Origin of the sequence: Streptococcus parasanguinis, from assembly GCF_015557775.1 — a bacterium.
Lineage (GTDB): Bacteria > Bacillota > Bacilli > Lactobacillales > Streptococcaceae > Streptococcus > Streptococcus parasanguinis_AA.
This window is the reverse complement of record NZ_JADNOY010000001.1, coordinates 224,184-247,644: the sequence shown is the minus strand read 5'-3', so window position 1 is coordinate 247,644 and position 23,461 is coordinate 224,184. Positions and strand designations below refer to the sequence as shown.

Sequence of the window (23,461 nt, the reverse complement as noted above, 5' to 3'; positions counted from 1 at the left end):
TTTTCTTGATTCATTCTAAAAATAGGAACTCATTTTTACTTACTTTTAGAATCGATTAACTTATTTTACTTTAAAATAGTTTCTTCAATCTAAAAAAGGCCTTTGGCCTTTTTTATTTGTCTAAATCGTCTGCGATCTTATTGATCTTACGCAAGCGGTGATTGACACCGCTTTTTGAAATAGGTTTTTGCAAACTATCAGCGATCTGCTGGATGGAATAATCTGGATGGTTCATCCGGATATAGGCAACTTCTTGCAGGTCACTTGGTAAGCTTCCTAGACCGACCGTATCCACAATTTTACTAATATTATTAATGGTTTTCATGCTAGCTGTGACTGTCCGCTGAATGTTGGCCATCTCGGCATTATTGGCCCGATTGAGGTCATTGCGCGTCTCTCTCATGACCTTGATAGACTCAAATTCCTGCATGGCTTGCATGGCCTCTACTACAATGAGAAAATCAATAATATCTTCCGCTCGTTGCAGATAGGTCACCACTCCTTTTTTCCGCTCGATGGTTTTTGCATCTAGTAAAAATCCTTGCATGAGAAGGGCAATTCCTTCCGCGTGGTCTGTATAAACAGAATGAATTTCCAGCTGGTACTTCCCTTTTTCAGGATCCTTGATGGAACCACTCGACAGAAATGCCCCCCGAAGATAAGCACGACTAGCTGCTTCATCTTCTAAAACACTAGCATCAATACCTGTCTCAATCCCAAAGAAGGCATCTGCCAAATGTAAGTCAGCCAGAATCTCTTCCACCTTTTCATCCAAGAATACTGTATAGACACGATTTTTTTTCAAATTGGTTTTTTGGTGGTGGCGAATATCCGATTTGGCCTCATAGAAATGATGCAACAATTCATAGATATGGCGGGCAATCTTGGCATTTTCTGTCGTCACCGAGAGCGTCAAGCCCCCCATTGAAATCCCAAGACTTCCAGACATCTTGATAATGGCAGCCAATTCACTCTTTTCAAATCGCTTGAGAGACAATAATTCTTCTTTTACACGAACCGTAAAACTCATTTTCTCACCTGCACGATCTGCATCAGCTCTTCGACCACTTTTTCGCCATCATGAAAGGCTCCTCCATTGACCAACTTCAAGAAATCAGAAGAAATCACTTGGGGAACTTGCGAGTGCAGCCCCTTGAAATCGTGCTCTACCTGCACCAAGTATTCATCAAATTTGTTACTGTTCATGTAAGCTGCGGGAACCTGATTGATATTGACAAGGACGGTATCGATGAACTTCTCTCCCAAATGTTTATGGAGAACGGCAACGTGGTCACTGTCTGTGAAATGCTCGGTTTCTCCTCTTTGGGTCATGATGTTACAAACATAGGCTACCTGAGCCTTGGTTTCAAGGATGGCTTTCCCAATTTCATCGATCATCAAATTTGGAAGGATCGAGGTAAAGAGCGAACCAGGACCTAAGACGACCATATCACTTTCAAGAATAGCTTCCACCACTTTCTTACTAGCCTTTGGCCGCTCTTGATCGAAGGTATTGGTCACATAGACATGATCAATCATGCCGGTGTAGTTGGCAATGTGGCTTTCTCCTACCACTTCTTTTCCATCTTGAAAGACGGCATGAAGGGTCAAGGGACTATCACTGGAAGGATAGATCTTTCCGGTCGTATGAAAGAATTTGGTTAACAACTGCATGGCATTATAGGTCGAGCCTTGCATCTCCGAAATCCCTGCAATGATCAAGTTTCCCAAAGGGTGTCCAGCCAAAGGTCCATCATCGTCTGCAAAGCGGTATTGAAAGACCTTCTCATAAAAACGAGGCATATCTGACATGGCAACCAGCACATTTCGAAGATCCCCAGGTGGTGTCAATTTTTGGATGTTCTTCCGCAATTCACCTGAACTCCCACCATCATCTGCAACTGTAACAATGGCAGTGATATCGACCGGTTTCTTTCTCAGACTATCGAGGATAACAGAAATCCCTGTTCCTCCTCCAATAACGGTTACTTTAGGTTTTCTCATGAGCGATTCACCGTTTCTTTCCGTCTGTCCTTGTCTCTATGACTGCAATTGACCTGCCAATTTTTTTCTAAATCATGCGCTAAGCGCTCTGCAAAGGCTACTGAACGGTGTTGCCCACCGGTACAGCCCATAGCGATGGTGAGAACGGATTTACCCTCACGTTTATAGGACGGTAAAATAGGAGCGATCAAGTCATGAAGATGACTGTAAAACTCCTCTGATTCAGGGTGATCCATGACATAATCATAGACTGCTGGATCTTGACCGGTTAAATTCCGAAGTTCCAATTTGTAGTAGGGATTTGGAAGGAAACGCACGTCAAAGACAAGGTCAGCATCGATCGGAAGGCCATATTTAAACCCAAATGACATGACCTCAACCCGAAAATCTGGCTGATTGTCTTGACTGGCAAATTGTTCTGCAATGGTTTTTCTCAGATTACGAGGTGTCAACTCAGTCGTATCCACTACATTTTGACTGATATTTTTTAAAGGGGACAAGAGTTCGCGCTCTAGGGTAATCCCATCTAAGACACGGCCATCTGCCGCTAATGGATGGCTACGACGGGTTTCCTTGTATCGTGCTACCAACTCACTATCAGTGGCATCCAAGAACAAGACCTTGAAATCGAGGTCTTCTTGATTGTCCAATTCATCCAAAATGGTGCGAATTTCATTGAAAAAAGAACGGCTCCGCATGTCCACAACAACGGCTAATTTATTGTTATCGGGACTGTGGCGCATGAGCTCAATAAATTTCAGCAAGAGCGCCGGTGGCATATTATCGATGGTAAAGTAACCCAAATCCTCAAACGATTGGATGGCGACGGTCTTTCCAGCACCGCTCATCCCTGTTACCATGACCAGTTGAATCTTACTTTCTGTCATTTTCTCCTCCCATAAATAAAACAGAGTGGCCTACAGTTTCCTGCTCTCCACTCTGTCTTTTTGTCTTTGAATGGTTATTAGGCTTTGATTTCCGCAATAACTTCAATTTCAACCTTCACATCACGTGGCAGGCGTGCTACTTCAACAGCAGATCGAGCTGGAAACTCTGTAGTAAAGACTGTTTTATAGACCTCATTAAAAGGTACAAAGTCATTCATATCACTTAAGAAACAAGTGGTTTTCACCACGTGGTCAAAGTCTGTACCAGCCTCTTCCAAAATAGCCCCAATGTTCTTTAAGACTTGCTCTGTTTGTTCTTGGATGGTTTCGCCAATGATTTCGCCTGTTTCAGGTGACAAGGGAACTTGTCCACTTGCAAAGAGAAGATTCCCTACGATTTTCCCTTGAACATAAGGTCCAATTGCTGCGGGTGCTTTATCTGTATGAATTGTTTTTGCCATAGTATTCTCCAAGTCTATTTACTTCTGCTGGTTTTCTTTTGCTAATTTTTCCCTTTGTAAACGCAATTTGCGCTTAGGATTTAGCGTATTAAAGAGTTCTTCTAGTTTTTCAGCATTCCAAACATCGGCTGCTGAAACAAAATTTCCATTTTCATCTCGAAAAGATATTGGTTTATCTCCCACTGAAAAAGCCTCACTTCTTATTTGGAATCCTTGATCCACTGGGGATCTATCTTAATCTACAAACTCAAATTCAAATTTACCGATCCGGACGATATCGCCATCTTTTGCCCCACGCGCACGAAGGGCTTCATCAACACCCATGCCACGCAATTGACGAGCAAATTTCATGACCGCTTCATCACGATCGAAATTCGTCATATTAAAGAGTTTTTCAAGTTTTTCACCAGACAAGACCCAAGCAGCATCGTCATCCCGACTGATGTCAAAGGCTGGCTGGTCTTCATCAAAGCCATAGTAGACTTCTTCTTGGGCCATTTCGTCTTCTGAATACAAGAGGAATTCTGGCGTTTTGTCTAACAATTCTGCCGTTGCTTCTAACAAGTTGTCCAAACCTTGATGCGCCAAACTAGAGATCGGGAAGATCTGTGGCAATTCATCAAACTCATCGTAATTGGCTGCCAATTTCTTCTTGAATTCTTTCAAGTTTTCTTGGCTCTCTGGCATATCCATCTTATTTGCCACGATAATCTGAGGACGTTCCATCAAACGAAGATTGTAGGTTTCAAGCTCTTTATTAATTTGAACGTAGTCTTCATAAGGGTCGCGTCCTTCACTCGCTGACATATCAATAACATGCAAGATAACACGGGTGCGCTCGATGTGGCGAAGGAACTGGGTTCCTAGTCCGACTCCTTGGCTAGCTCCCTCAATCAATCCAGGAAGGTCAGCGACTGCAAAGGATTCACCTGATGGCGTCCGAACCATTCCCAAATTTGGAACGATGGTAGTGAAATGATAAGCTCCAATCTTTGGTTTGGCTGAAGTGATCACACTGAGAAGGGTTGATTTTCCAACAGAAGGGAAGCCAACCAAACCAACGTCTGCCAAGACCTTGAGTTCTAATTCGAGTTCGCGTTCCTGACCAGGCTCCCCATTCTCAGAAATCTCTGGGGCTGGATTTTTAGGAGTGGCAAAACGAATGTTTCCACGTCCGCCACGGCCACCGTGGGCAACAATGTACTCTTGTCCATTCTCGACTAGGTCCGTAATGACCTTGCCAGTCTCAGCATCTCGGACTGTCGTTCCTTGAGGGACTCGTACATAGAGATCTTCTGCTCCCCGTCCGTGCATCCCTTTGGTCATTCCTTTTTCCCCATTTTGGGCTTTGAAATGCCTGTTATAACGGAAGTCCATCAAGGTACGCAAGCCTTCGTCTACTACGAAGATGACATTGCCACCACGACCTCCATCACCACCCCAAGGTCCGCCATTAGGGACATATTTTTCGCGACGAAAAGCCACCATGCCATCGCCGCCATTTCCAGCCTTGACCTTAATCTTGGCTGTATCTAAAAACATACTCATAAATAGATGATTTCCTTTATTTCTGTGTGCGTCTTAGTAAGAAAGAGCACCAATTGCGGTTGCAAATATTGCACCAACCGTTACAATCAACATAATCACAATGACCACCATCGTGATCATTTCAAATGGTGTTTTTTTACGTTTTCCGTTATCTCCAAAAGCCACTTCTAATACCTCGATTACTATAAATTCATTAGCCCTATTTTACCACGAAATAGGGGATTTTTCAAATCGAGCCTACACAAAAAGACCAGACAGAAGTCTGATCTTTCATTGATCATATTAAGAATCTTTTCTTACACGTAAAATACCAACCGATAGAATTGCTAGGAAGACACCCATGACAAGAACTACCGGTGTCATCTTTTCACCTGTACTTGGAAGAACTTTTTTCTTACCAGGTTTTGGGGCTTCTTCTTTAACAGAAGATGAAGATGATTTCAATGAAGAACTTGATGTGGATGTTGAGTTCGATTTAGAACTGGAACTCGTTGAAGATGATGAGCTTGATGAAGAACTAGAGCTTGATGAAGAACTAGAGCTTGATGAGGAGGTTGAGCTAGGTGTCGGTGGCGTTTGATCTTTCTCACCTAATCCCTCTCCGGATCCTGTTTCCAATCTCAATTCACGGGTTAAACTACGCGGTGCTGGGAAATTGGTTGCTGTCCATGTTAATGTATTATGGACAATATCGCCTACTTTCGTTCCAGGAGCTACTTTTGTAGAATATTCAATATACATTGGCCAATTGTAGTTATCACCAAATTCAATTGTAAAACCAGTGGTCTTTCCATCTGCATTCTTATTGAAAACAGCTTTTTTAGTAAAGTTATCAAGAACTGGAAGACTTAAAATCTGCGCTTCATTCTTAATGCCACCTTCTACAGGAGCAAACCGAACGGCACGCAAGCTACCTTTAACCAATGTTAAACCATCTCCGAACTGGTCTTTAATAACCATTCCACGAAGCATATCTTGGCGGGCATTTAAGATAATCCGCCATTTGATAATGGTTGGATCAGACTTATCTTGGTAACCGTATTTCATCTCATAGTCTCCAGCTTCTCCAGCTGTTTTTTCATAATTCAATGAAAAATCTGTATTTCCTAGTTTAAACTGGATTGGAGATGTTTTTGTAACTACTTCTGAGTCTACTTTTACATCAAAATGAAGAGCAACTCGTTTGTTGAGTGGATGAGATGCGAAATAATCATTAAAGGTAACGGTCACTGTTTTCTTAGCTGTATCAACGACAGCTTTCCCCACCGTCTGACCATTTGATTGACCTTCCTCAAGAACATTGAATTCCAGTGCTGTGTAGAGGGCTAATTCTTTTGGCAAACTAAGAGTTAAGGTATCACCAGCTTGAATAGTTTGCGAATCTGGAAAGGCTAAATAAATACTTGCTGACAATTTTTCATTTGTCAACACCTTGCTTCCATTTGTTAGCGTGTTACCGTCTTTCGTTAGACGTGCTGTCTGTGTATATGATGAGACTTCTGCAGCATGAACTGTTTTAGTCAAACCAGCTGTGAATAGAATCGTTAGCACTAAGGCAAGTGCCCATACAATTTGACGAACCTGTTTCATATATACCTCCTCTGCTCGCCTATTTGCGAGCCATGTTTTTTACAAGGTTAAAGTCCGATTTTTGCTTGAACAACTGCAGCAATGGTATCCACATAATAGTCCACTTCTTCATGAGTTGGTGCTTCTGCCATCACACGAAGGAGGGGTTCAGTTCCACTTGGACGCACGAGGATGCGGCCATTTCCTGCCATTTCCGCTTCCATTTTTTCAATGATTTCACGAATAGCAGGGACTTCCATCGCCTTGTCTTTCATGCTATTTTCAACTCGGATATTGACTAGTTTTTGTGGATAAATAGTTACTTCAGCAGCCAATTCAGATAATTTCTTGCCGGTTTCTTGCATGATTTTAGTCAATTGAACTCCTGTTAATTGACCATCACCAGTTGTATTGTAATCCATGATGACGACATGACCAGATTGTTCACCACCAAGATTGTATCCTGATTTGCGCATTTCTTCGACCACATAACGGTCTCCAACAGCTGTGATTTCTTTTTGAATTCCCTTCGCATCTAATGCCTTGTGGAAGCCGAGATTAGACATGACGGTTGTGACGATCGTATTTTTTTCGAGCAAGCCCTTGCTTGAAAGATAAGAACCGATGATGTACATGATCTTATCGCCGTCTACGATCTCTCCATTTTCATCAACAGCAATCAAGCGATCGCTGTCTCCGTCAAAGGCAAGACCAATCGCTGCACCTACTTCTTTGACTTTCTCTTGCAAATGCTCTGGGTGAGTAGAACCAACCCCATCATTGATGTTCAAACCATCTGGTTTTTCACCGATGACAGTCAATTGAGCTCCCAAATCTGCAAAGATTTGACGGGCACTAGTAGAGGCTGCACCATTTGCTGTATCTAAGACTACGTGCATGCCCTCGAGTTGAACGCCTGTCGATACAAGGAATTCTTGATACTTACGCAAGCCTTCCGGATATTCCATGACCGTTCCTAAACCTTGCGCACTTGGACGTGGAAGGGTATCTTCAGCGGCATCAAGTAAGGCTTCAATTTCAAGTTCGCGATCATCATCCAATTTGAAGCCATCACCACCAAAGAATTTGATGCCATTATCCAAGGCTGGATTGTGGCTAGCAGAAATCATAACTCCGGCGCTGGCTTTTTCCGTACGAACTAGATAAGCAACACCTGGCGTTGCAATCACACCCAACTTGTAGACGCGAATTCCAACAGATAAGAGCCCAGCAATTAAGGCATGCTCTAACATTTCACCAGAAATACGCGTATCACGTCCAACAAATACCAAGGGTGTTTCTTCTTCATGTTGGCTCAACACATAGCCACCGAAACGGCCTAGTTTAAAAGCCAATTCTGGCGTTAATTCTACATTTGCTTCTCCACGGACACCGTCCGTTCCAAAATATTTACCCATTCTTCATTACCTTTTTTACTTTCTAATTACTTGAACTGGAAGAGGTCGACGACGAACTGCTAGAGCTTGACGTAGACGAGCTAGTCTTTGTGGTTACTTTAATCCGTGTTTCACTCGGATTTACCAGACCTGGTAGAACATTTCCTTGGGCATCTACTGCATTTAAGGAAATAGTTCCGCTATAATTTCCACTAATGATTTCACTGGATGGGAAGACAGCTTCGACATGATCGATGCGACTCAAGGTTTCTTGATCGCTGGTCACTTCTACCTTGGTGGTTTCAAGAGTAATATCCGATACCGTTATTCCATCTACAATTTGATTGTCCGGGATCGTGGCCCTGACCGCAAACGATTTTTTGGCTTTCTTCCCGATTTTTACAGAAACTTTTTGAGGCTCTACGGTTGCGGTCAAACCAGCCGGAAGATCTTCCACAATCAACGGCACTTCAACGGTACCTTCCTTGGCCTTACGAAGATCTGCTACCACACGAAACTTCCGAGTGCCCGGTTGCATCTCACTAGCAAGAGCAACCCGGTTTGAACCTTTCAGAAAGACCGTTAGCTCTGATGTCAACCCACTGACAAAGTATGTCTTGTCATTATACTTGGCATCAATTGGAATATTGGTCAAGGTATTGGTGTAGGTCTCTGAGCTGACTTGTCTAGCGCTACTATTATTTTGAAAATTAAAGGAAGACGCATTGATAAACAAGATAAAGGACAATAAGACGGAGGCGAAAACATAAAGAAATTCTTTTTTCGATCTCATTTTGTCACCCTCCCAAATAGACGCTCTTTCCAACTAATCGTTTTATTCTCTTCAGGAACCAAGAAGGCTCTCAATTCTGATTCGAACTCTTCTAAAGTTAAATCGTGTCGGAAGGTTCCATTGTAGGTCACAGAGACCCCACCCGTTTCTTCTGATACCACAAAGGTAAAGGCATCCGAAACTTCAGATAAACCAATGGCTGCGCGGTGACGCGTTCCGAACTCTTTTGAAATTCCAGTATTTTCGGTCAAGGGCAGGTAGGCACAAGAAACAGCGATTTTATCATTGCGGACAATGACGGCTCCATCATGCAAGGGAGTATTAGGAATGAAGATATTAATCAGCAATTCTCCTGAAATTTCTGCATCTAGAGGAATCCCTGTGGAAATATATTCCTGAAGGGTTCTGGCTCCTTGAATGGCTACCAAGGCACCAATCTTACGTGGGCTCATATAAGCTACTGCCTTGACATAGGCCTGCACCATCTTCTCTTCCTGACTGACTTCACTCGTCGTAAAGAATTCTGTCGCTCGACCCAGACGTTCTAAACCAATCCGAATCTCAGGGGAGAAAATCACAACCAGGGCAATAACCCCATAGGTAATGACTTGATTGATCAGCCATGAAATAGTCGTGAGACCTAAGAAATTGGCTAAAAACTGCATCAAGAAAAAGATAATAACTCCACGAACCAAAATCATGATCTTGGTCCCAACGATGGCCTTGATCAAAAAATACAACAACCAAGCCACCAGGGCAATATCGATGATATTGATAATAATACTCCACCAATTCGGGAACAAACTGGTCCAAAATTGTGGATTTGTAAACTGTTGAATATTCATATTCTCATACCTACCACTTCTCTAAAAGACATCATCCTATTATAACACGTTTCAACAGATTTTTCTGTAACCTTCTGACGCTTTTTATGATAAAATATGATTTATGAAGATAAATACAACCTTGGGCCTTCTGGCAGGAAAGCTTTCCGGCTCTATTCTAGAAAAAATGGGGCGGGGATCAACCCTACCAGGTAAAGTAGCCCTCAAATTTGATAAAGATATTCTCAGTCAACTGGCAAAAAACTATGAGATTGTTGTGATTACAGGGACAAATGGGAAAACCCTGACCACTGCGCTGACCGTAGGTATTCTCCAAGAAGCTTTCGGACCGATTTTAACCAATCCAAGCGGGGCCAATATGATCTCTGGGATTACAACGACCTTCTTACGGGCTAAGCGTTCGAAATCAAATCGACCGATCGCGGTACTTGAAATTGACGAGGCCAGCCTCTCTCGGATTTGTGATTATATCCAGCCCAGCCTTTTTGTGGTCACCAATATTTTCCGGGATCAGATGGACCGCTATGGAGAGATCTATACGACCTACCAAATGATTTTGGATGCCATTCACAAGGTCCCAACTGCGACGGTTCTGTTAAATGGAGATAGTCCGCTATTTAATAGTCAGACCTTATCCAATCCGATCCAATATTATGGATTTGATACAGAAAAATCAGAGCCACAACTAGCCCATTACAATACGGAAGGAATCCTGTGCCCGCATTGCCACAACATCCTCAAGTACAAGCTCAATACCTATGCTAACCTGGGAGATTATATCTGTGAACACTGTGGTTTCCACCGGCCACCACTGACCTATGCCGTATCGGATCTCCTCTCTTTAACCCATCGATCTTCCAACTTCCGGATTCAAGGCCAAGACTACCACATCAATATCGGTGGTCTCTACAACATCTACAATGCCTTAGCAGCTGTCTCTGTTGCCGGATTCTTTGGAGTGCAACCTGAAGTCATTAAGCAAGGATTTGATCGCAGTCGCGCTGTCTTTGGTCGTCAGGAAACCTTTAAGATTGGGGATAAGGAATGTACCTTGGTCCTGATCAAAAATCCGGTTGGTGCGACCCAAGCCATTGAAATGATCAAACTAGCCCCTTATTCCTTTAGCTTGTCGGTCCTCCTCAATGCCAATTATGCAGACGGAATCGATACGAGCTGGATTTGGGATGCAGATTTCGAGCAAATCACCCAAATGGACATTCCAGAGATCAACGCTGGCGGAGTGCGCCACTCTGAGATTGCTCGACGACTTCGGGTCACTGGCTATCCTGCAGAAAAGATCACAGAAATGGCTGATTTAAAAGAGGTCTTCCAACGCATCAAGCAACAGGAAACCCCTCACGCTTACATTTTAGCTACCTATACAGCCATGCTAGAATTCCGTGAACTCTTGGCCCAAGAACACCTGATTGAAAAGGAGATGCACTAATGACTTATACTTCTCTAGAATCTTCTGATCAGGCACAGTATCCTTACAGCCTGCGCATTGCCCATCTCTACGGCAACTTAATGAATACCTACGGGGACAATGGGAATATCCTCATGCTCAAGTACGTTGCGGAAAAACTTGGAGCCCATGTCACAGTCGATATCGTCTCTCTCAAAGACCGGTTCGATCCTGATGCCTACGATATCGCCTTTTTCGGCGGCGGACAAGACTACGAGCAGACCATTGTATCTGAGGACCTACCAGATAAAAAAGAAGACCTCGAACGCTTCATTCATGACGACGGGGTAGTCCTTGCCATCTGTGGTGGCTTTCAGCTTCTAGGCCAATACTACATTGAAGCTTCTGGCAAACGCATTGAGGGCCTCGGTATTATGGACCACTATACGCTCAACCAAGTCAACAACCGCTATATCGGTGATATCAAAATCCATAACGAAGAATTTAACGAAACCTATTATGGTTTTGAGAACCACCAAGGTCGGACCTTCTTGGCTGAGGATGAAAAACCACTGGGCAAGGTCGTCTATGGAAATGGGAACAACAAAGAAGATGGATGCGAAGGGGTTCATTACAAGAACGTCTTTGGCAGCTACTTCCACGGTCCTATCTTGTCCCGAAATGCCAATTTGGCCTATCGCCTAGTGAGCACTGCTTTAAAAAATAAATATGGCAAGGACCTTTCCCTACCGGCTTATGAGGAGATTCTAAGCCTAGAGCAGCCGGAAGAGTACGCTGATGTGAAAAGCAAGGCCCCTGCTGAACAATAAGGAGATAATGATGAACAAAAATAATCTACACTACATTGCTTTATTACTTTTAATTTTATTGATTGCTGGTATTTCCCTTGCAAATATGCAAACGGTCACCGTGAATTTCCTCTTGATTCAATTTAAATTACCCTTGATCATTCTGATCTTGCTCTGTGTCCTCTTGGGTGCATTCGTCATGACCTTGGTTAATTTTTCAAAGGGCTTCTCCCTAAAAAAAGAACTCAAGAGCACTCAAAAGCAACTGGAAGAAGAAAAGAAAGAAATCAAGACAGAAGAAAAAGAAAACAACTAAAAAGCACCGATCGGTGCTTTTTTCATGCTGATGTACCTTCTTTTGCTTGTAATTTCTTGGCGATTACTAGAGCTAGGAGTGAAAAGAGAATGACGCCAGCTCCGAGCAGGAGAAAAGATTCTACACGGACACTTGGCAACCAAGTCATCAATCCTTTAGCTACGGGCATAAAGAGAATAGCTAGGGTAAAAATGGTGCTTAAGACCCGGCCCAGATAATCTCCCTCTACCTTGGTTTGAACCTGGGTAAAAAAGTGGATGTTCAAAATTGTCATAAAGAGTTCACAGACCAAATTTCCAGAAAAGGAAAGAAAAGGCGGAAGGGGCAAGCCCATCATGAAGACCCCTACTCCTGTTAAAATCAATAAGATAAGTAGCATTTCCATGCTTGATTTAAATTTATTGGCGATCAAAGCTCCGATGATAGAGCCAATAGCGCCCAAGGTTAAGATGGTCGCATAGGCTCCTTTGACCCCGTAAAGGCGATTGGAAAATGGGAGCAAAAACTCAAAAGCTGCAAAAAAGAAATTAACGCTGGAAGCCACCAACAAGAGAAAGAAAATCTCTTTCTGATGCCAGATATAGTGTAACCCCTCCTTAATATCCGAAAAAATATCTTTTCCTGTAAATTTTTTCTTCTCTTGAACCTTGGCTTCTTCTTTCGGAAGGAATGCAACTAGGACAAAGGCGATGAAAAAGGTCAGGGCATCCAGTAAGAGGGTCGCATGGAGACTGGCAAATTGTAAAACAAGGAAAGAGAACACAGGAGAGCTGACACCGACCACTTGTAAAACCAACTCCAAGTGGGCATTATAGGTCACAATCTCATCTTTCTCTACGACTTCTGTGATAATGGCTTTATTGGCAGGCCGAGAAAAAGCAAAGGCAATGGCCTGGACAATATTGGCAAAAATCAGGGCCGCAATCATCCAACGATCGTTCCTAATAAAAGAAATGCCCAAACAAAGGAGACCACAAACCAAGTCGGTCATCATCAAAATCTTGCGACGGGAAAAACGATCTGAGATCACGCCTCCAAATGGATTAGCTAGTATAGCTGTCACCAACTCTGAAATTTGATAAATCCCTAATACCGTTTTTCCCACCGTCCCCATCGAGGCCAGCCAGACACTATTCCCATAATCATAGAGCATATTCCCTATTTTATCGATAGCCCCACGAGCAATTAATTGGACTGCATGTCGATTCATAAAAAAACCTCCTTCATCTTCTGAAACTATTGTATCAGTTCATGAAAGAGGTTTTCATTTTGTCCCCTATTTGGGAAAATTAATGGTTCACAAATTTATCAAAGGATCCCTACTGTTCTTTTGATTGAAGCTGCTTAGCTACTAGCTGAGCCAAGAGTGAAAAGAGAATAACCCCAGCTCCAATCAAGAGAAATGATTCCATACGGACGCTTGGCAACCAAGTCATCAACCCTTTGGCGATGGGCATAAAGAGAACAGCCAAGGTATAAATTGTGCTCAAGACTCTCCCCAGATAATCATCTTCCACCTTGGTTTGTACTTGGGTAAAAACGTGGATGTCGAAAATGGTCACAAAAAATTCACAGACCAAATTTCCTGAAAAGGAAAGAAGAGGCGGAAGGGGCAAGCCCATTATGAACACTCCTATCCCTGCCATAAGCAGTAAAAACAGGAGAATTCTCATACTTGATTTCATTTTATTGGCAACAAGTGCTCCTAGAATAGATCCAATAGCTCCCAGCGTTAAAATGGTCGCATAAGCTCCTTTAACCCCGTATAGACGATTCGAGAAGGGAAGTAAAAACTCAAAAGCCGCAAAAAAGAAATTGACGCTAGAAGCCACTAATAAGAGAAAGAAAATCTCTTTCTGATGCCAGATATAGTCTAACCCATCCTTGATATCAGAAAAAATATCTTTCCCGGTAAACTGTTTCCTCTCTTGCACCTTAGCTTCTTCTTTCGGAAGGAAAGCCACTAGGACAAAGGCAATGAAAAAGGTCAGCGCATCTAATAAGAGGGTCATATGAAGACTGGCAAATTGTAGAACTAGGAAAGAAAAAACAGGTGAACAGACACTAATAACCTGTAAGACTAACTCCAAGTGAGCGTTATAGGTCACAATCTCTTCTTTCTCTACTACCTCGGTAATAATAGCTTTATTGGCAGGTCGAGAAAAACCAAAGGCAATGGCCTGAACAATATTGGCAACAATCAGAGCCGCAATCATCCAACGATCATTTGTGATAAAAGAAATCGCCAAACAAAGGAGTCCACAAACCAGGTCGGTCGTCATCAAAATCTTGCGACGAGAAAAACGGTCTGAAATCACTCCTCCAAAAGGATTCACGAGAATCCCTGTCACTAACTCAGAAATTTGATAGATCCCTAATACCGTCTTTCCTATAGTCCCCATCGAGGCTAGCCAGACACTATTTCCATAGTCATAGAGCATATTTCCAATTTTGTTAATAGCTCCACGACTAATTAATTGGACCGCATGTCGGTTCATAAAATCTCCTTTATCACTGTCCTATTTAGAACATTCATTTTTTACAAATTTATCAAAGTGTTCTTGATAATAGGCCACCTGCTCTGGCAGTCCCAGCACATCAAAAATGTGCATGGCTTCCCTCATTTGCTGCCGCCCTTCTTCTGTTTGCCCCTTCTGATAGAGGGCAAATCCCTTGAGATAATGAAAGACATTGCGTTCGTATAGCTTGATGCTCTTCCCGATAATCTTTTCTACATAGGCTTCAAAATAGCTGGCATTTTCAAAAGAACAGTGTTCTAAACAATGCTGGTAGCAATTCAGAGCAAGAATCAAGACCAGTTTGCGATGGCGACCAATTTCTTTGTAGAAATCTTCACGCTCCATCACTTCTCTCCCAAGCCGTGTGACATAGTCCACATCATAAAAGCTGTAGAGATTGCCAAAGAGGATCAATTCATACATGGTCCATTCTTCTGTCTGAAAGAGATAGTCCGCCACCTTGTCCAGATCACTCTGCTTCATCGTGTAGCTGGCATCTCTCTGGCAAATCAAGCCTTGTAACAAAATCCAGTTCAATTCAAAATAAAGGGGATTGGTCGAACTTGTAGCCTTTTCCAGTTGTTCTCTTTGAAGCCTTTGAAAACCAGCAATATCATTTGCATAGTAAAGCGGAATAATCTGAGCCATCAAGTCCACATGCTCATGGTGTTGAAAATTTCTGGCCTTATCCATAAAATTCTCAATCGTCACATGGATATTATCTAATATCTCAAAGAAACGCGAGACAGCTAAATCCGACTCGCCCAATTCAAAGCGGGATAACTGAGACGTCGAGCAGGCTTCTCCTGCAGCTTCTTTCAATGAATAATTTTTACTCATTCGAAATTCACGAAAAACTTTTCCTAAATCTTCCATTTGATTACCACTTAAATTCCTTTAAGTACCTTTCTAACTCTTGCAAGTATCCTTCGTAGAATCCCTGATTTTCTTTAACGGAAAAATCTAATTGTCTTAAGTAAGAAATCAGCCAATCAACCAATAGATCATACTGATGAAGAGGTAGGCGTTTCATCTGCTCTTCAACAAAAGAAATGGCCTCTTCGAAGCGCTGCTCTTCTAGGACTTGCTGAAGATAGTGAGCCCCGTTGATGAGTTTTCCTTCCTCATCCTCATACTGCCCCAAATCTAAATTTTGAATCTGTAGGCGCAAAGTTGTACCAATCATGTCGGCTACACCTTTAACCTGCTTCATAAACCAATCATTTTCAGTCGCCATTATGTTCTCCTTATACAAACTAGAAAACTATACTTACTGGGCTAGCGCTTCCCATTCTAGCATGGCTTCTTCTTGCGCGGCGGTCAGCTGGTCGATTTGCTACTGGCTCTCCATGAGTTCGCCAGCGTCAGTGGCCCGCAGCTTCTTTTAACGAATAATTCTTACTGATTCGAAATTCACGAAAAACTTTTCCAAGATCTTCCATCTATTCCACCTGCTCTGACAGTTCTGCCCACTCTTCCATGACCGCTTCCTGCTGGACAGTTAGTTGGTCCAGCTCGCTTTGCAGTTGAACCAAGTCAGCTGCATCGTTGGTGCTATGCATGGTTTCGGTAATGTCTTGGATTTTCTGGTCCAGCTCTTCCATCTCTGCTTCCAATTGCTCAATGCGACGAGTGATTTTCCGGAGTTCCTTTTGGTTTTGCTTTTGCAGATGATACTCATTGCTGGTGACTTCTTCGGCCGAGGAAACAGGCACAGCTTCTGCTTGTGCTGCCGCAAGGGCCTCTAACTCCGCTTTTTTCTCCAGATAATAATCATAGTCTCCTAGATAAAGAGTTGAGCCCTCTTCTGACAGTTCCAAGACCTGTGTAGCCACCCGATTGATAAAGTAACGGTCGTGGCTGACAAAGAGCAAGGTCCCATCAAAATCAATCAAGGCATTTTCCAGCACTTCCTTGCTGTCGATGTCCAAGTGGTTAGTCGGCTCATCGAGAATCAAGAAGTTGTTATTCTCCATGGACAGCTTGGCAAGAAGCAAGCGCGCCCGCTCTCCACCTGACAGCATGCCGACGGTTTTCTTGACATCATCCCCAGAGAAAAGAAAGGCTCCCAGGCGATTGCGAATTTCCACTTCTGGTGTCAGTTTAAAGTCATTCCAGAGCTCATCCAAGACACTGTTGTGAGGGGTTAGCTTACTCTGAGTCTGGTCATAGTAGCCTACCTCGACATTGGCCCCAAAACGAGCTTCTCCCTTGATAAAAGGAATCTGCCCGACAATAGACTTAATAAGAGTAGATTTCCCGATCCCATTTGGTCCTACAATAGCGACCGCATTCATCTTGCGGATATCCAGATTGATGGGCTCTGACAGGATTTGATCGTCATAGCCGACGGCTGCCTCTTCTACTGTCAGGACGACATTGCCTGATGTCTTATCGGAATGGAAAGTCATATGAGCAGACTTAGTCCCAGCTTCCGGCTTGTCTAGGCGCTCCATTTTTTCCAACTGCTTACGCCGAGACTGGGCCCGTTTGGTGGTCGACGCCCGCACCAAATTGCGATTAACAAAGTCTTCCAGCGCAGCAATTTCTTTTTGCTGCTTCTCGTAGTTCTTGGCTTCAGTCAGCAGTTTTTGCTCTTTTTGCTCCACAAAGCTGGAGTAATTACCGACATAGCGGTCCAAGGAGTGCTTGGTCAGGTCCAAGGTAATGGTAGCAACTTTATCGAGGAAATACCGGTCGTGGCTGACAATGAGAAGGGCCCCACTATAATTGACCAGATAGTTTTCCAACCAGGCGATGGTCTCAATATCCAAGTGGTTGGTCGGCTCGTCCAGTACCAAGAGATTTGGTTTTTCCAAGAGCATCTTGGCCAGAGCGAGACGGGTATTTTGCCCACCAGACAGCTCTTCAATCTTCATCTGCCACATGGACTCATCGAACTTAAAGCCGTTGAGAATCGCGCGGATATCTGCTTCATAGGTGAAGCCACCTGCCTGACGGAATTCTTCCGAGAGACGGTCATAGTCCTGCATGAGTTTTTCTAAGTCAGCCCCAGTTTTTTCCCCCATCTCAAGCTCCATCTGCCGCAAAGTTTTCTCCGTTTTACGGAGGTCGTCAAAGACATGGAGCATCTCATCGTAGATGGTATTGGACGACTCAAAGCGGCTATCCTGGGCCAGATAGGAGAGGGAAAGGTCGCGCTTTTTATTGATTTCCCCAGAAGTTGGTTCTTCTTCTCCCACCAAGATTTTCAAGAGGGTAGACTTGCCGGCTCCGTTCTTTCCTACCAGGGCAATCCGGTCCCGTTCATCCACTTGCAGGCTGATATTATCAAAAAGAACCTCCCCTGCAAAAGAGCGTTCAATTTTGTTGGCTTGTAAAATAATCATGTCCTTATTTTACTATCTTTTTTCAGATTAAACAAGGAAAGACGAGCCATCAAAAAAATCCTGAGCCCCTTGAGGCTCAGAACTTTTAGAAAGTATTTTAAAACTTATTCTTCCTTGTATAATTGTCGGACTGCTTCCACATCTGTATCCTGAATACTGTAGAAGGAACCAGCCGGTTGCATGACCGATTCTCCATCAGTGTGGTCCAGCCCAATCGCATGGCCTAACTCATGCTCAGCTGTATTGACAATCCGATCATAACTATAGTTATAGACATAATTTAAAAGATAATGGCGATTGAGACGCACTGTGATGTGGGTGAAGCGGTTGGTTAAGAGGTTGGTCTGAGAGGCAGTCTCTCCTGCAGCAGAAACGGATGCGTTATCCATTTCCGTCAAGACCACATTAGCCTCTTTTTCATTTGTAACCAACTTGAAGGTAAAGGATCCTGTTTGGTTCCAAGCCTCAATAGCATCCCGATAAGCTTTTACAAAAGTTTGACTGATATTGGGATCCAGGTAGACCGTGGCCTCCGCTTTCTCCCAGCGAGCACCGCTATGCTCATGATTGTCTGTCTGCGTAGTCTGTGAGCTAGGTGCCATCCCAAAGCGCGATGCAAACCCCTGATCTCCAAATAAATTGCCGACTTTATAGACAACCTTTTGGGCAGCTCGTCCAAATCCATCCATACCAGAACTAGGAGAATCTGTAAAATAGATGATCCCCACTAGAACGAGAAAACTGATGGCAATGGTCCAGAAAAATCCCCAAAAAAGACTCCAAGCCATGCGAAGGATTCCTATGAAAAATCGAAAAATGGTTCTCATACATTCTCCTTTCTCTTAAAGAAGGTATGCAATTGTAACACCCCATTCTTAAAAATAACTTAAATAACTGCGCTTTCCAGCTTATTGATGAACGGTTACTTTGCCTGTCTGATAATCCAGGCTAATCCCACTTTGAACATTGGGAACAAAGACATTGAACTCAAGGCTCCCATCACTCGATTTGGCTTCGATCTGTGATCCTAATGGAATCAGATCTTCTGGATGGTTGTAGATCAAGGTCACCCGATAGCGGATCCGCTTGTTCTTATCCAGTGCTTTTCGAACCAGGGTCTCATAGTAGTTTTGACCGGTGGAATGAGGATCATTGGCTTGATTGGACCAAGCCGTTTGCACAGCGATATTTTTGGGATTGCTAGTCGAGGCATCAAAACCTTTGAGATTGCCGATCAAGGCGTAGCCCAATAGGTGGCCCCGATCCACAGCATGGTCATACTCGCCTGACAGATTATGGACCTGATGCCAACCTGCTGGTTTCCAATCGGTTAGGCCACTACCTGTTGCATCCCGATCTCTGTACTGGCGAGTCGCCTTGGTCATAATAGCGTTCGCAACCGTCGGTACGGTCTTTCCATTCACTTCTTTTGTCTTGTTATCCGCATAGGGTTGACTAGCCACGCTGGCATCCAGATCTGTGCGATTTCCCTTAACTACAAAGGCTCCAGCACCGTTCCATTCCAAGTCATTCCCTAATTGTGAACGGGCAGATTTCGTTAGTACAGAGCTAGCTAACTCTTTACTAGGTGTTTCTTGTTGGCTACTAGTCACCACCGAAACAACCTGATCCGTCGCTTCTTTCACCGTCGGTTGATTAAAATAATAGCCCCCGATAGCTAGGGCCGTTGCGACCACAAAGCCCGCTAGGGTTTGTTTGGTTCGTTTGCTTACTGTTTGTTTTGCCATATCTCTCTCCAAAAAAGAGCAGCGCTAGATGGGTCATTGACTCGATTCGCTGCTCTCCTTTTTACTCAATTTTAGTTAAAAGCTTATTTGCCTGTTAGCTTTCCAATGATCTCTGACCAAGTGTCCGGAGAGAGAATGGACCATGGATTTTTCCCATCGCCAATCACTCCATAGCCAATGACCAAACCAACTGCAAAAATGATGATTCCAATCACAGCCAACAGGAGGACAATTCCTAGCTGTTTTCCAACATAGCGAAGATTAGTTTTCATCGTCTTCTTCCTCTACACGTTTCACGTCTGCACCTAGCGCCACCAATTTCTCATGGAATTGATAATAACCACGATCTAAGTGACTTAATTTGCTGACCTTTGTTTCTCCTTCTGCTACCAAGCCCATCAAGACCAAGGTTGCACTTGCTCGTAAATCGGTCGACATAACCTCTGCACCTTGGAAGCTTTCCCCTCCAACGATACGAGCTGTATCCCGCATAATATCCGAGTGAACGCCCATCCGACGCATTTCTTCCAAATGCTGGAAGCGATTCTCAAAGACCGTTTCAATCATGGTAGACTCACCTTTAGCCATGGCCATCAAGGCTGTGAATTGAGCCTGCATATCGGTTGGAAATCCTGGGTAGGGAAGAGTTTTAACGGTCACTGGACGGAGCTTACTGATATCCGATTGAATCCGAATTCCATTTTCTTCTTCGGTTACCGTTACACCCATCTCCTGCATCTTAGATAGAAGCGGACGGTTGTGTTCCCAAATGGCATCTTCGATTAAGACATCTCCACCAGTCATGGCTGCCCCAATCATAAAGGTTCCAGCCTCGATGCGGTCTTGCACAACATTGTGGTTTGCACCGTGCAAGCTCTCCACACCAACGATGGTCAAGGTCTCAGTTCCTGCTCCCTTAACATTAGCCCCCATTTTATTCAGCAAGAGAGCTAGGTCAACAATTTCAGGTTCCCGAGCTGCATTTTCAATCACAGTGACTCCATCTGCCAAGGTTGCGGCCATCATAATATTTTGTGTCGCACCTACTGATGGGAAGTCCATATAGACGTGTGCACCTTTGAGACGATCTGCTTTTGCTTCAATATAGCCGGCTGTTTGGGTAATTTCAGCTCCCATGGCTTCCAGACCTTTGAGATGGAGGTCAATCGGACGACTACCGATCGTACATCCTCCAGGCATGGAAACTTTGGCATGGCCATTGCGTGCCAAGACAGGACCTAAGACAACGATAGAAGCCCGCATCTTACTCACATATTTATAAGGCGCTTCCTCTGATAATTTTGCTTGCGCATCTACGACAACTGTATTGTCTTCTTCATTGAAGGTTACTTGTGCATTCAACCCACGAACAACATTGTTCATTGTAAAGACATCTGATAAAACAGGTACATTTTTCAAGGTTGTCACGCCCTCGCTTGCTAGAACTGTTGCAGCAAGAAGAGGAAGGACAGCATTTTTTGCTCCTTCGATTTTGACGGTTCCAACCAGTCGATTATGACCACCATTAACGATTATTTTTTCCATACGGGATTGTTCTCCAATTTCTTAAAGTCACGCTTTCTATCATACCATATTTTTTATAAAATGTGGCTAGAATTGGCCAATAAAAATCTGTCGACTCATCTCATAAACACTGATAAAAAATGAGCTCGCTAGATAGCCGATTCCGACGCTGATCATCAAGATCAAAAAACGGATTTTAACCGCATTTTCAGCACTTACTTTTAAAAACTTTTCCCATTGAACCAGGTTCATCAATAGGTAATAGGCAAAAAAGATAAACAATAGATGGCTTGAAAGATTAAAAATCATTTGAATCATACAGCTATTATACCATATTTGGTCCGTACTTTCTTCTTTTGATTCTCTCCCAACAAAAATAAGGTGAGGACATACCTCCACCTTATTTTGAATATCTTATAAACGATTTCCGACATTAATCCGGTTAATGGCGCGTTGAAGAGCAATTTTAGCACGACGTTCCATATCAACCGAATGCTGATCTTTGGCTTCTTCAATCGCTTTTTCAGCTCGCAGTTTGGCACGTTCTGCACGACTAATGTCAATATCTCGAGCACGTTCGGCAGAATCGGCAACAATGGTAATGACATTATCAGCTACTTCGATAATCCCACCATTGACTGCAATCCAATCAATATGTTTGTCATCGTCGACACGACGAACCTTTACTTGGTCTACAGCCAAAACCGCAATGGTATTGATATGATGAGGTAAAATCCCTAATTCACCATCAATTGTCTTGACAGATACAAATGCGGCATGATGATCATAAACCAGTCCATCCGGTGTAACGATTTGGACGTTCATTTGACTCATCTTTCACCTCTTCTTAGAATCCCATTTTTTCAGCTTTGGCAATCACATCTTCGATCGATCCAACACCACGGAAGGCATCTTCAGGAAGATGGTCATATTTTCCGTCCAAGATTTCTTTAAAACCACGAACAGTTTCTGCAACAGGTACGTATGAACCAGGTTGACCGGTAAATTGTTCGGCAACGTTGAAGTTTTGTGACAAGAAGAATTGGATCCGGCGAGCACGAGCAACCAAGGTCTTTTCTTCGTCAGACAATTCATCCATCCCCAAGATCGCAATGATATCTTGCAATTCATGGTAACGCTGAAGGACGCGTTTGACCTCAGATGCTACTGCATAGTGTTCTTCTCCTACGATTTCTGGAGAAAGGGCACGTGAGCTTGATGCCAATGGGTCAACCGCCGGGTAGATCCCCAATTGTACCAATTTACGTTCCAAGTTGGTTGTTGAATCCAAGTGGGCAAAGGCGGTTGCTGGCGCTGGGTCTGTATAGTCATCGGCTGGCACATAGATGGCTTGGATGGATGTAACAGAACCTTTCTTGGTTGACGTAATCCGTTCTTGCAATTGCCCCATTTCAGTTGCCAAAGTAGGTTGGTAACCAACGGCTGAAGGCATCCGTCCCAAAAGGGCTGATACTTCAGATCCGGCTTGGGTGAAACGGAAGATATTGTCGATAAACAAGAGAACGTCCTGACCTTCAACATCACGGAAGTATTCCGCAATGGTCAAACCAGTCAAAGCAACACGCATCCGTGCTCCAGGTGGCTCATTCATTTGTCCAAAGACCATGGCTGTTTTTTCAATAACGCCAGATTCTTTCATTTCCCAGTAAAGGTCATTCCCTTCACGTGTCCGTTCCCCAACACCAGTAAATACAGAAATACCACCGTGTTCTTGGGCAATATTATGGATTAATTCTTGAATCAAGACGGTCTTCCCAACTCCGGCACCACCGAAGAGTCCGACCTTCCCACCTTTCAAATAAGGGGCTAAGAGGTCAATAACCTTGATCCCTGTTTCAAGAATTTCTTCTGAAGTAGAGAGCTCGTCAAAGGATGGAGCTTTTTTGTGGATGGAGTCACGAGGAGCATCCTCAGGAAAAGGTTGATCCAAGTCAATGGTATCTCCAAGAACATTAAAGACACGTCCTAAGGTTTCTTTTCCGACAGGAACAGAGATTGGACGACCTGTGTCCAAGACTTCCATTCCACGTGTTAAACCATCAGTTGATTCCATGGCGATAGTCCGTACGACCCCATCACCAAGTTCCAAAGCTACTTCAAGAACGACTTTTGATTTTTGTTGGTCATTTTTATAGACTACAAGCGCATTATTGATCTCAGGAAGTTTATCTCCAACGGAAAAGGCAACGTCTACGACGGGACCTACGACCTGAGAAATTTTGCCTAAACTCATGTCATTCTCCTATTCTAAGTAATTTCTACTGC

26 protein-coding genes are annotated in these 23,461 nt (G+C 43.5%); 3 read left to right on the top strand and 23 right to left on the bottom strand.

The features are described 5' to 3' along the window. Positions 1-112 precede the first annotated feature (112 nt). The 11 genes from whiA to cdaA all read right to left on the bottom strand — a co-directional run bounded on the left by whiA (position 113) and on the right by cdaA (position 9,504). On the bottom strand, positions 113-1,030 hold the full coding sequence (gene whiA, locus I2F76_RS01235; RefSeq protein ID WP_049518483.1) for a DNA-binding protein WhiA: 918 nt from the start codon (positions 1,028-1,030) through the stop codon (positions 113-115). Further along, positions 1,027-2,004: a YvcK family protein gene (locus tag I2F76_RS01230; protein ID WP_003017791.1), complete on the bottom strand. Its 978-nt coding sequence runs from the start codon at positions 2,002-2,004 to the stop codon at positions 1,027-1,029. Before I2F76_RS01230 ends, whiA begins: the two co-directional genes overlap by 4 nt. Next, positions 2,001-2,891 carry an RNase adapter RapZ gene (gene rapZ, locus I2F76_RS01225; RefSeq protein ID WP_003017793.1) on the bottom strand — a complete coding sequence of 297 codons (891 nt, stop codon included), beginning with the start codon at positions 2,889-2,891 and terminating at the stop codon, positions 2,001-2,003. The genes I2F76_RS01230 and rapZ overlap by 4 nt, the downstream gene beginning before the upstream one ends. Before the next feature lie 77 nt (positions 2,892-2,968). Continuing rightward, positions 2,969-3,352: a RidA family protein gene (locus I2F76_RS01220; RefSeq protein ID WP_003006514.1), complete on the bottom strand. Its 384-nt coding sequence runs from the start codon at positions 3,350-3,352 to the stop codon at positions 2,969-2,971. 18 nt (positions 3,353-3,370) lie between these two features. Continuing rightward, positions 3,371-3,574, bottom strand: a complete 204-nt coding sequence (locus I2F76_RS01215; protein WP_061455439.1) for a hypothetical protein — start codon at positions 3,572-3,574, stop codon at positions 3,371-3,373. Between the two features lie 12 nt (positions 3,575-3,586). Continuing rightward, positions 3,587-4,900, bottom strand: a complete 1,314-nt coding sequence (obgE, locus tag I2F76_RS01210) for a GTPase ObgE (protein WP_023917726.1) — start codon at positions 4,898-4,900, stop codon at positions 3,587-3,589. 33 nt (positions 4,901-4,933) lie between these two features. Beyond that, entirely contained in the window at positions 4,934-5,065 is a 132-nt protein-coding gene (locus I2F76_RS01205; RefSeq protein WP_003011566.1) for a DUF4044 domain-containing protein, read from the bottom strand. Positions 5,066-5,182: 117 nt separating this feature from the next. Beyond that, the gene (locus I2F76_RS01200; RefSeq protein WP_195487067.1) at positions 5,183-6,490 is read right to left on the bottom strand and encodes an LPXTG cell wall anchor domain-containing protein; all 1,308 of its coding nucleotides are present in this window, start codon (positions 6,488-6,490) and stop codon (positions 5,183-5,185) included. A 47-nt stretch (positions 6,491-6,537) separates the two neighbouring features. Beyond that, a complete protein-coding gene (gene glmM, locus I2F76_RS01195; protein ID WP_031573363.1) occupies positions 6,538-7,887 on the bottom strand; it encodes a phosphoglucosamine mutase in 1,350 nt (449 codons plus the stop codon). A 22-nt stretch (positions 7,888-7,909) separates the two neighbouring features. After that, on the bottom strand, positions 7,910-8,659 hold the full coding sequence (locus tag I2F76_RS01190; protein WP_009732570.1) for a YbbR-like domain-containing protein: 750 nt from the start codon (positions 8,657-8,659) through the stop codon (positions 7,910-7,912). Continuing rightward, the gene (cdaA, locus tag I2F76_RS01185; protein ID WP_070673848.1) at positions 8,656-9,504 is read right to left on the bottom strand and encodes a diadenylate cyclase CdaA; all 849 of its coding nucleotides are present in this window, start codon (positions 9,502-9,504) and stop codon (positions 8,656-8,658) included. Before cdaA ends, I2F76_RS01190 begins: the two co-directional genes overlap by 4 nt. A 103-nt stretch (positions 9,505-9,607) precedes the next feature. On the opposite strand from cdaA, the gene murT reads away from it, so the two are divergent. Genes murT through I2F76_RS01170 form a run of 3 tightly spaced genes read left to right on the top strand, consistent with a single transcriptional unit; the run spans position 9,608 to position 12,034 of the window. Beyond that, positions 9,608-10,951: a lipid II isoglutaminyl synthase subunit MurT gene (gene murT / locus I2F76_RS01180; RefSeq protein WP_031573372.1), complete on the top strand. Its 1,344-nt coding sequence runs from the start codon at positions 9,608-9,610 to the stop codon at positions 10,949-10,951. Beyond that, a complete protein-coding gene (gatD, locus tag I2F76_RS01175) occupies positions 10,951-11,739 on the top strand; it encodes a lipid II isoglutaminyl synthase subunit GatD (RefSeq protein WP_195487066.1) in 789 nt (262 codons plus the stop codon). Before murT ends, gatD begins: the two co-directional genes overlap by 1 nt. 10 nt (positions 11,740-11,749) lie before the next feature. Further along, positions 11,750-12,034: a LapA family protein gene (locus I2F76_RS01170; protein WP_070589415.1), complete on the top strand. Its 285-nt coding sequence runs from the start codon at positions 11,750-11,752 to the stop codon at positions 12,032-12,034. 22 nt (positions 12,035-12,056) lie between these two features. Here the strand turns inward: I2F76_RS01170 and I2F76_RS01165 are convergent, their stop codons facing one another. The 12 genes from I2F76_RS01165 to atpD form a co-directional block, all read right to left on the bottom strand. Next, complete coding sequence (locus I2F76_RS01165; RefSeq protein WP_195487065.1) at positions 12,057-13,244, bottom strand: MFS transporter; 1,188 nt, start codon at positions 13,242-13,244, stop codon at positions 12,057-12,059. Between the two features lie 109 nt (positions 13,245-13,353). After that, positions 13,354-14,532, bottom strand: coding sequence for an MFS transporter (locus tag I2F76_RS01160; RefSeq protein WP_195487064.1), 1,179 nt, complete (start codon positions 14,530-14,532; stop codon positions 13,354-13,356). A 21-nt stretch (positions 14,533-14,553) separates the two neighbouring features. Beyond that, entirely contained in the window at positions 14,554-15,429 is an 876-nt protein-coding gene (locus I2F76_RS01155; RefSeq protein WP_195487063.1) for an XRE/MutR family transcriptional regulator, read from the bottom strand. Between the two features lie 4 nt (positions 15,430-15,433). After that, on the bottom strand, positions 15,434-15,790 hold the full coding sequence (locus tag I2F76_RS01150) for a hypothetical protein (RefSeq protein WP_195487062.1): 357 nt from the start codon (positions 15,788-15,790) through the stop codon (positions 15,434-15,436). A gap of 205 nt (positions 15,791-15,995) precedes the next feature. Beyond that, a complete protein-coding gene (locus tag I2F76_RS01145) occupies positions 15,996-17,903 on the bottom strand; it encodes an ABC-F family ATP-binding cassette domain-containing protein (RefSeq protein ID WP_195487061.1) in 1,908 nt (635 codons plus the stop codon). A gap of 104 nt (positions 17,904-18,007) precedes the next feature. Beyond that, positions 18,008-18,730, bottom strand: a complete 723-nt coding sequence (locus I2F76_RS01140) for a M57 family metalloprotease (protein ID WP_195487060.1) — start codon at positions 18,728-18,730, stop codon at positions 18,008-18,010. Between the two features lie 81 nt (positions 18,731-18,811). Next, positions 18,812-19,651 (bottom strand): DNA/RNA non-specific endonuclease, encoded by an 840-nt coding sequence (locus tag I2F76_RS01135; protein WP_049515169.1) that lies wholly within the window; start codon positions 19,649-19,651, stop codon positions 18,812-18,814. Between the two features lie 83 nt (positions 19,652-19,734). After that, complete coding sequence (locus tag I2F76_RS01130; RefSeq protein WP_003006464.1) at positions 19,735-19,923, bottom strand: DNA-directed RNA polymerase subunit beta; 189 nt, start codon at positions 19,921-19,923, stop codon at positions 19,735-19,737. Beyond that, positions 19,913-21,196: a UDP-N-acetylglucosamine 1-carboxyvinyltransferase gene (gene murA / locus I2F76_RS01125; protein ID WP_049515168.1), complete on the bottom strand. Its 1,284-nt coding sequence runs from the start codon at positions 21,194-21,196 to the stop codon at positions 19,913-19,915. The genes I2F76_RS01130 and murA overlap by 11 nt, the downstream gene beginning before the upstream one ends. 66 nt (positions 21,197-21,262) lie before the next feature. Beyond that, positions 21,263-21,493 carry a DUF1146 family protein gene (locus I2F76_RS01120; protein ID WP_003006458.1) on the bottom strand — a complete coding sequence of 77 codons (231 nt, stop codon included), beginning with the start codon at positions 21,491-21,493 and terminating at the stop codon, positions 21,263-21,265. Between the two features lie 96 nt (positions 21,494-21,589). Beyond that, positions 21,590-22,009: a F0F1 ATP synthase subunit epsilon gene (locus I2F76_RS01115; RefSeq protein ID WP_003002471.1), complete on the bottom strand. Its 420-nt coding sequence runs from the start codon at positions 22,007-22,009 to the stop codon at positions 21,590-21,592. Between the two features lie 13 nt (positions 22,010-22,022). Next, positions 22,023-23,429, bottom strand: coding sequence for a F0F1 ATP synthase subunit beta (gene atpD / locus I2F76_RS01110; RefSeq protein ID WP_049486331.1), 1,407 nt, complete (start codon positions 23,427-23,429; stop codon positions 22,023-22,025). Positions 23,430-23,461 lie beyond the last annotated feature (32 nt).

What these genes read in the sequence shown, in the direction of transcription:
- I2F76_RS01200 (WP_195487067.1), bottom strand. Translation starts at nt 6,490, where the DNA reads ATGAAACAGGTTCGTCAAATTGTATGGGCACTTGCCTTAGTGCTAACG.
- I2F76_RS01115 (WP_003002471.1), bottom strand. Translation starts at nt 22,009, where the DNA reads ATGAGTCAAATGAACGTCCAAATCGTTACACCGGATGGACTGGTTTAT.
- I2F76_RS01220 (WP_003006514.1), bottom strand. Translation starts at nt 3,352, where the DNA reads ATGGCAAAAACAATTCATACAGATAAAGCACCCGCAGCAATTGGACCT.
- I2F76_RS01120 (WP_003006458.1), bottom strand. Translation starts at nt 21,493, where the DNA reads ATGATTCAAATGATTTTTAATCTTTCAAGCCATCTATTGTTTATCTTT.
- atpD (WP_049486331.1), bottom strand. Translation starts at nt 23,429, where the DNA reads ATGAGTTTAGGCAAAATTTCTCAGGTCGTAGGTCCCGTCGTAGACGTT.
- I2F76_RS01150 (WP_195487062.1), bottom strand. Translation starts at nt 15,790, where the DNA reads ATGGCGACTGAAAATGATTGGTTTATGAAGCAGGTTAAAGGTGTAGCC.
- whiA (WP_049518483.1), bottom strand. Translation starts at nt 1,030, where the DNA reads ATGAGTTTTACGGTTCGTGTAAAAGAAGAATTATTGTCTCTCAAGCGA.
- I2F76_RS01160 (WP_195487064.1), bottom strand. Translation starts at nt 14,532, where the DNA reads ATGAACCGACATGCGGTCCAATTAATTAGTCGTGGAGCTATTAACAAA.
- glmM (WP_031573363.1), bottom strand. Translation starts at nt 7,887, where the DNA reads ATGGGTAAATATTTTGGAACGGACGGTGTCCGTGGAGAAGCAAATGTA.
- obgE (WP_023917726.1), bottom strand. Translation starts at nt 4,900, where the DNA reads ATGAGTATGTTTTTAGATACAGCCAAGATTAAGGTCAAGGCTGGAAAT.
- murA (WP_049515168.1), bottom strand. Translation starts at nt 21,196, where the DNA reads ATGGAAAAAATAATCGTTAATGGTGGTCATAATCGACTGGTTGGAACC.
- I2F76_RS01155 (WP_195487063.1), bottom strand. Translation starts at nt 15,429, where the DNA reads ATGGAAGATTTAGGAAAAGTTTTTCGTGAATTTCGAATGAGTAAAAAT.
- I2F76_RS01230 (WP_003017791.1), bottom strand. Translation starts at nt 2,004, where the DNA reads ATGAGAAAACCTAAAGTAACCGTTATTGGAGGAGGAACAGGGATTTCT.
- I2F76_RS01165 (WP_195487065.1), bottom strand. Translation starts at nt 13,244, where the DNA reads ATGAATCGACATGCAGTCCAATTAATTGCTCGTGGGGCTATCGATAAA.
- rapZ (WP_003017793.1), bottom strand. Translation starts at nt 2,891, where the DNA reads ATGACAGAAAGTAAGATTCAACTGGTCATGGTAACAGGGATGAGCGGT.
- I2F76_RS01170 (WP_070589415.1), top strand. Translation starts at nt 11,750, where the DNA reads ATGAACAAAAATAATCTACACTACATTGCTTTATTACTTTTAATTTTA.
- I2F76_RS01140 (WP_195487060.1), bottom strand. Translation starts at nt 18,730, where the DNA reads ATGAGAACCATTTTTCGATTTTTCATAGGAATCCTTCGCATGGCTTGG.
- I2F76_RS01130 (WP_003006464.1), bottom strand. Translation starts at nt 19,923, where the DNA reads ATGAAAACTAATCTTCGCTATGTTGGAAAACAGCTAGGAATTGTCCTC.
- gatD (WP_195487066.1), top strand. Translation starts at nt 10,951, where the DNA reads ATGACTTATACTTCTCTAGAATCTTCTGATCAGGCACAGTATCCTTAC.
- I2F76_RS01190 (WP_009732570.1), bottom strand. Translation starts at nt 8,659, where the DNA reads ATGAGATCGAAAAAAGAATTTCTTTATGTTTTCGCCTCCGTCTTATTG.
- I2F76_RS01145 (WP_195487061.1), bottom strand. Translation starts at nt 17,903, where the DNA reads ATGATTATTTTACAAGCCAACAAAATTGAACGCTCTTTTGCAGGGGAG.
- murT (WP_031573372.1), top strand. Translation starts at nt 9,608, where the DNA reads ATGAAGATAAATACAACCTTGGGCCTTCTGGCAGGAAAGCTTTCCGGC.
- cdaA (WP_070673848.1), bottom strand. Translation starts at nt 9,504, where the DNA reads ATGAATATTCAACAGTTTACAAATCCACAATTTTGGACCAGTTTGTTC.
- I2F76_RS01135 (WP_049515169.1), bottom strand. Translation starts at nt 19,651, where the DNA reads ATGGCAAAACAAACAGTAAGCAAACGAACCAAACAAACCCTAGCGGGC.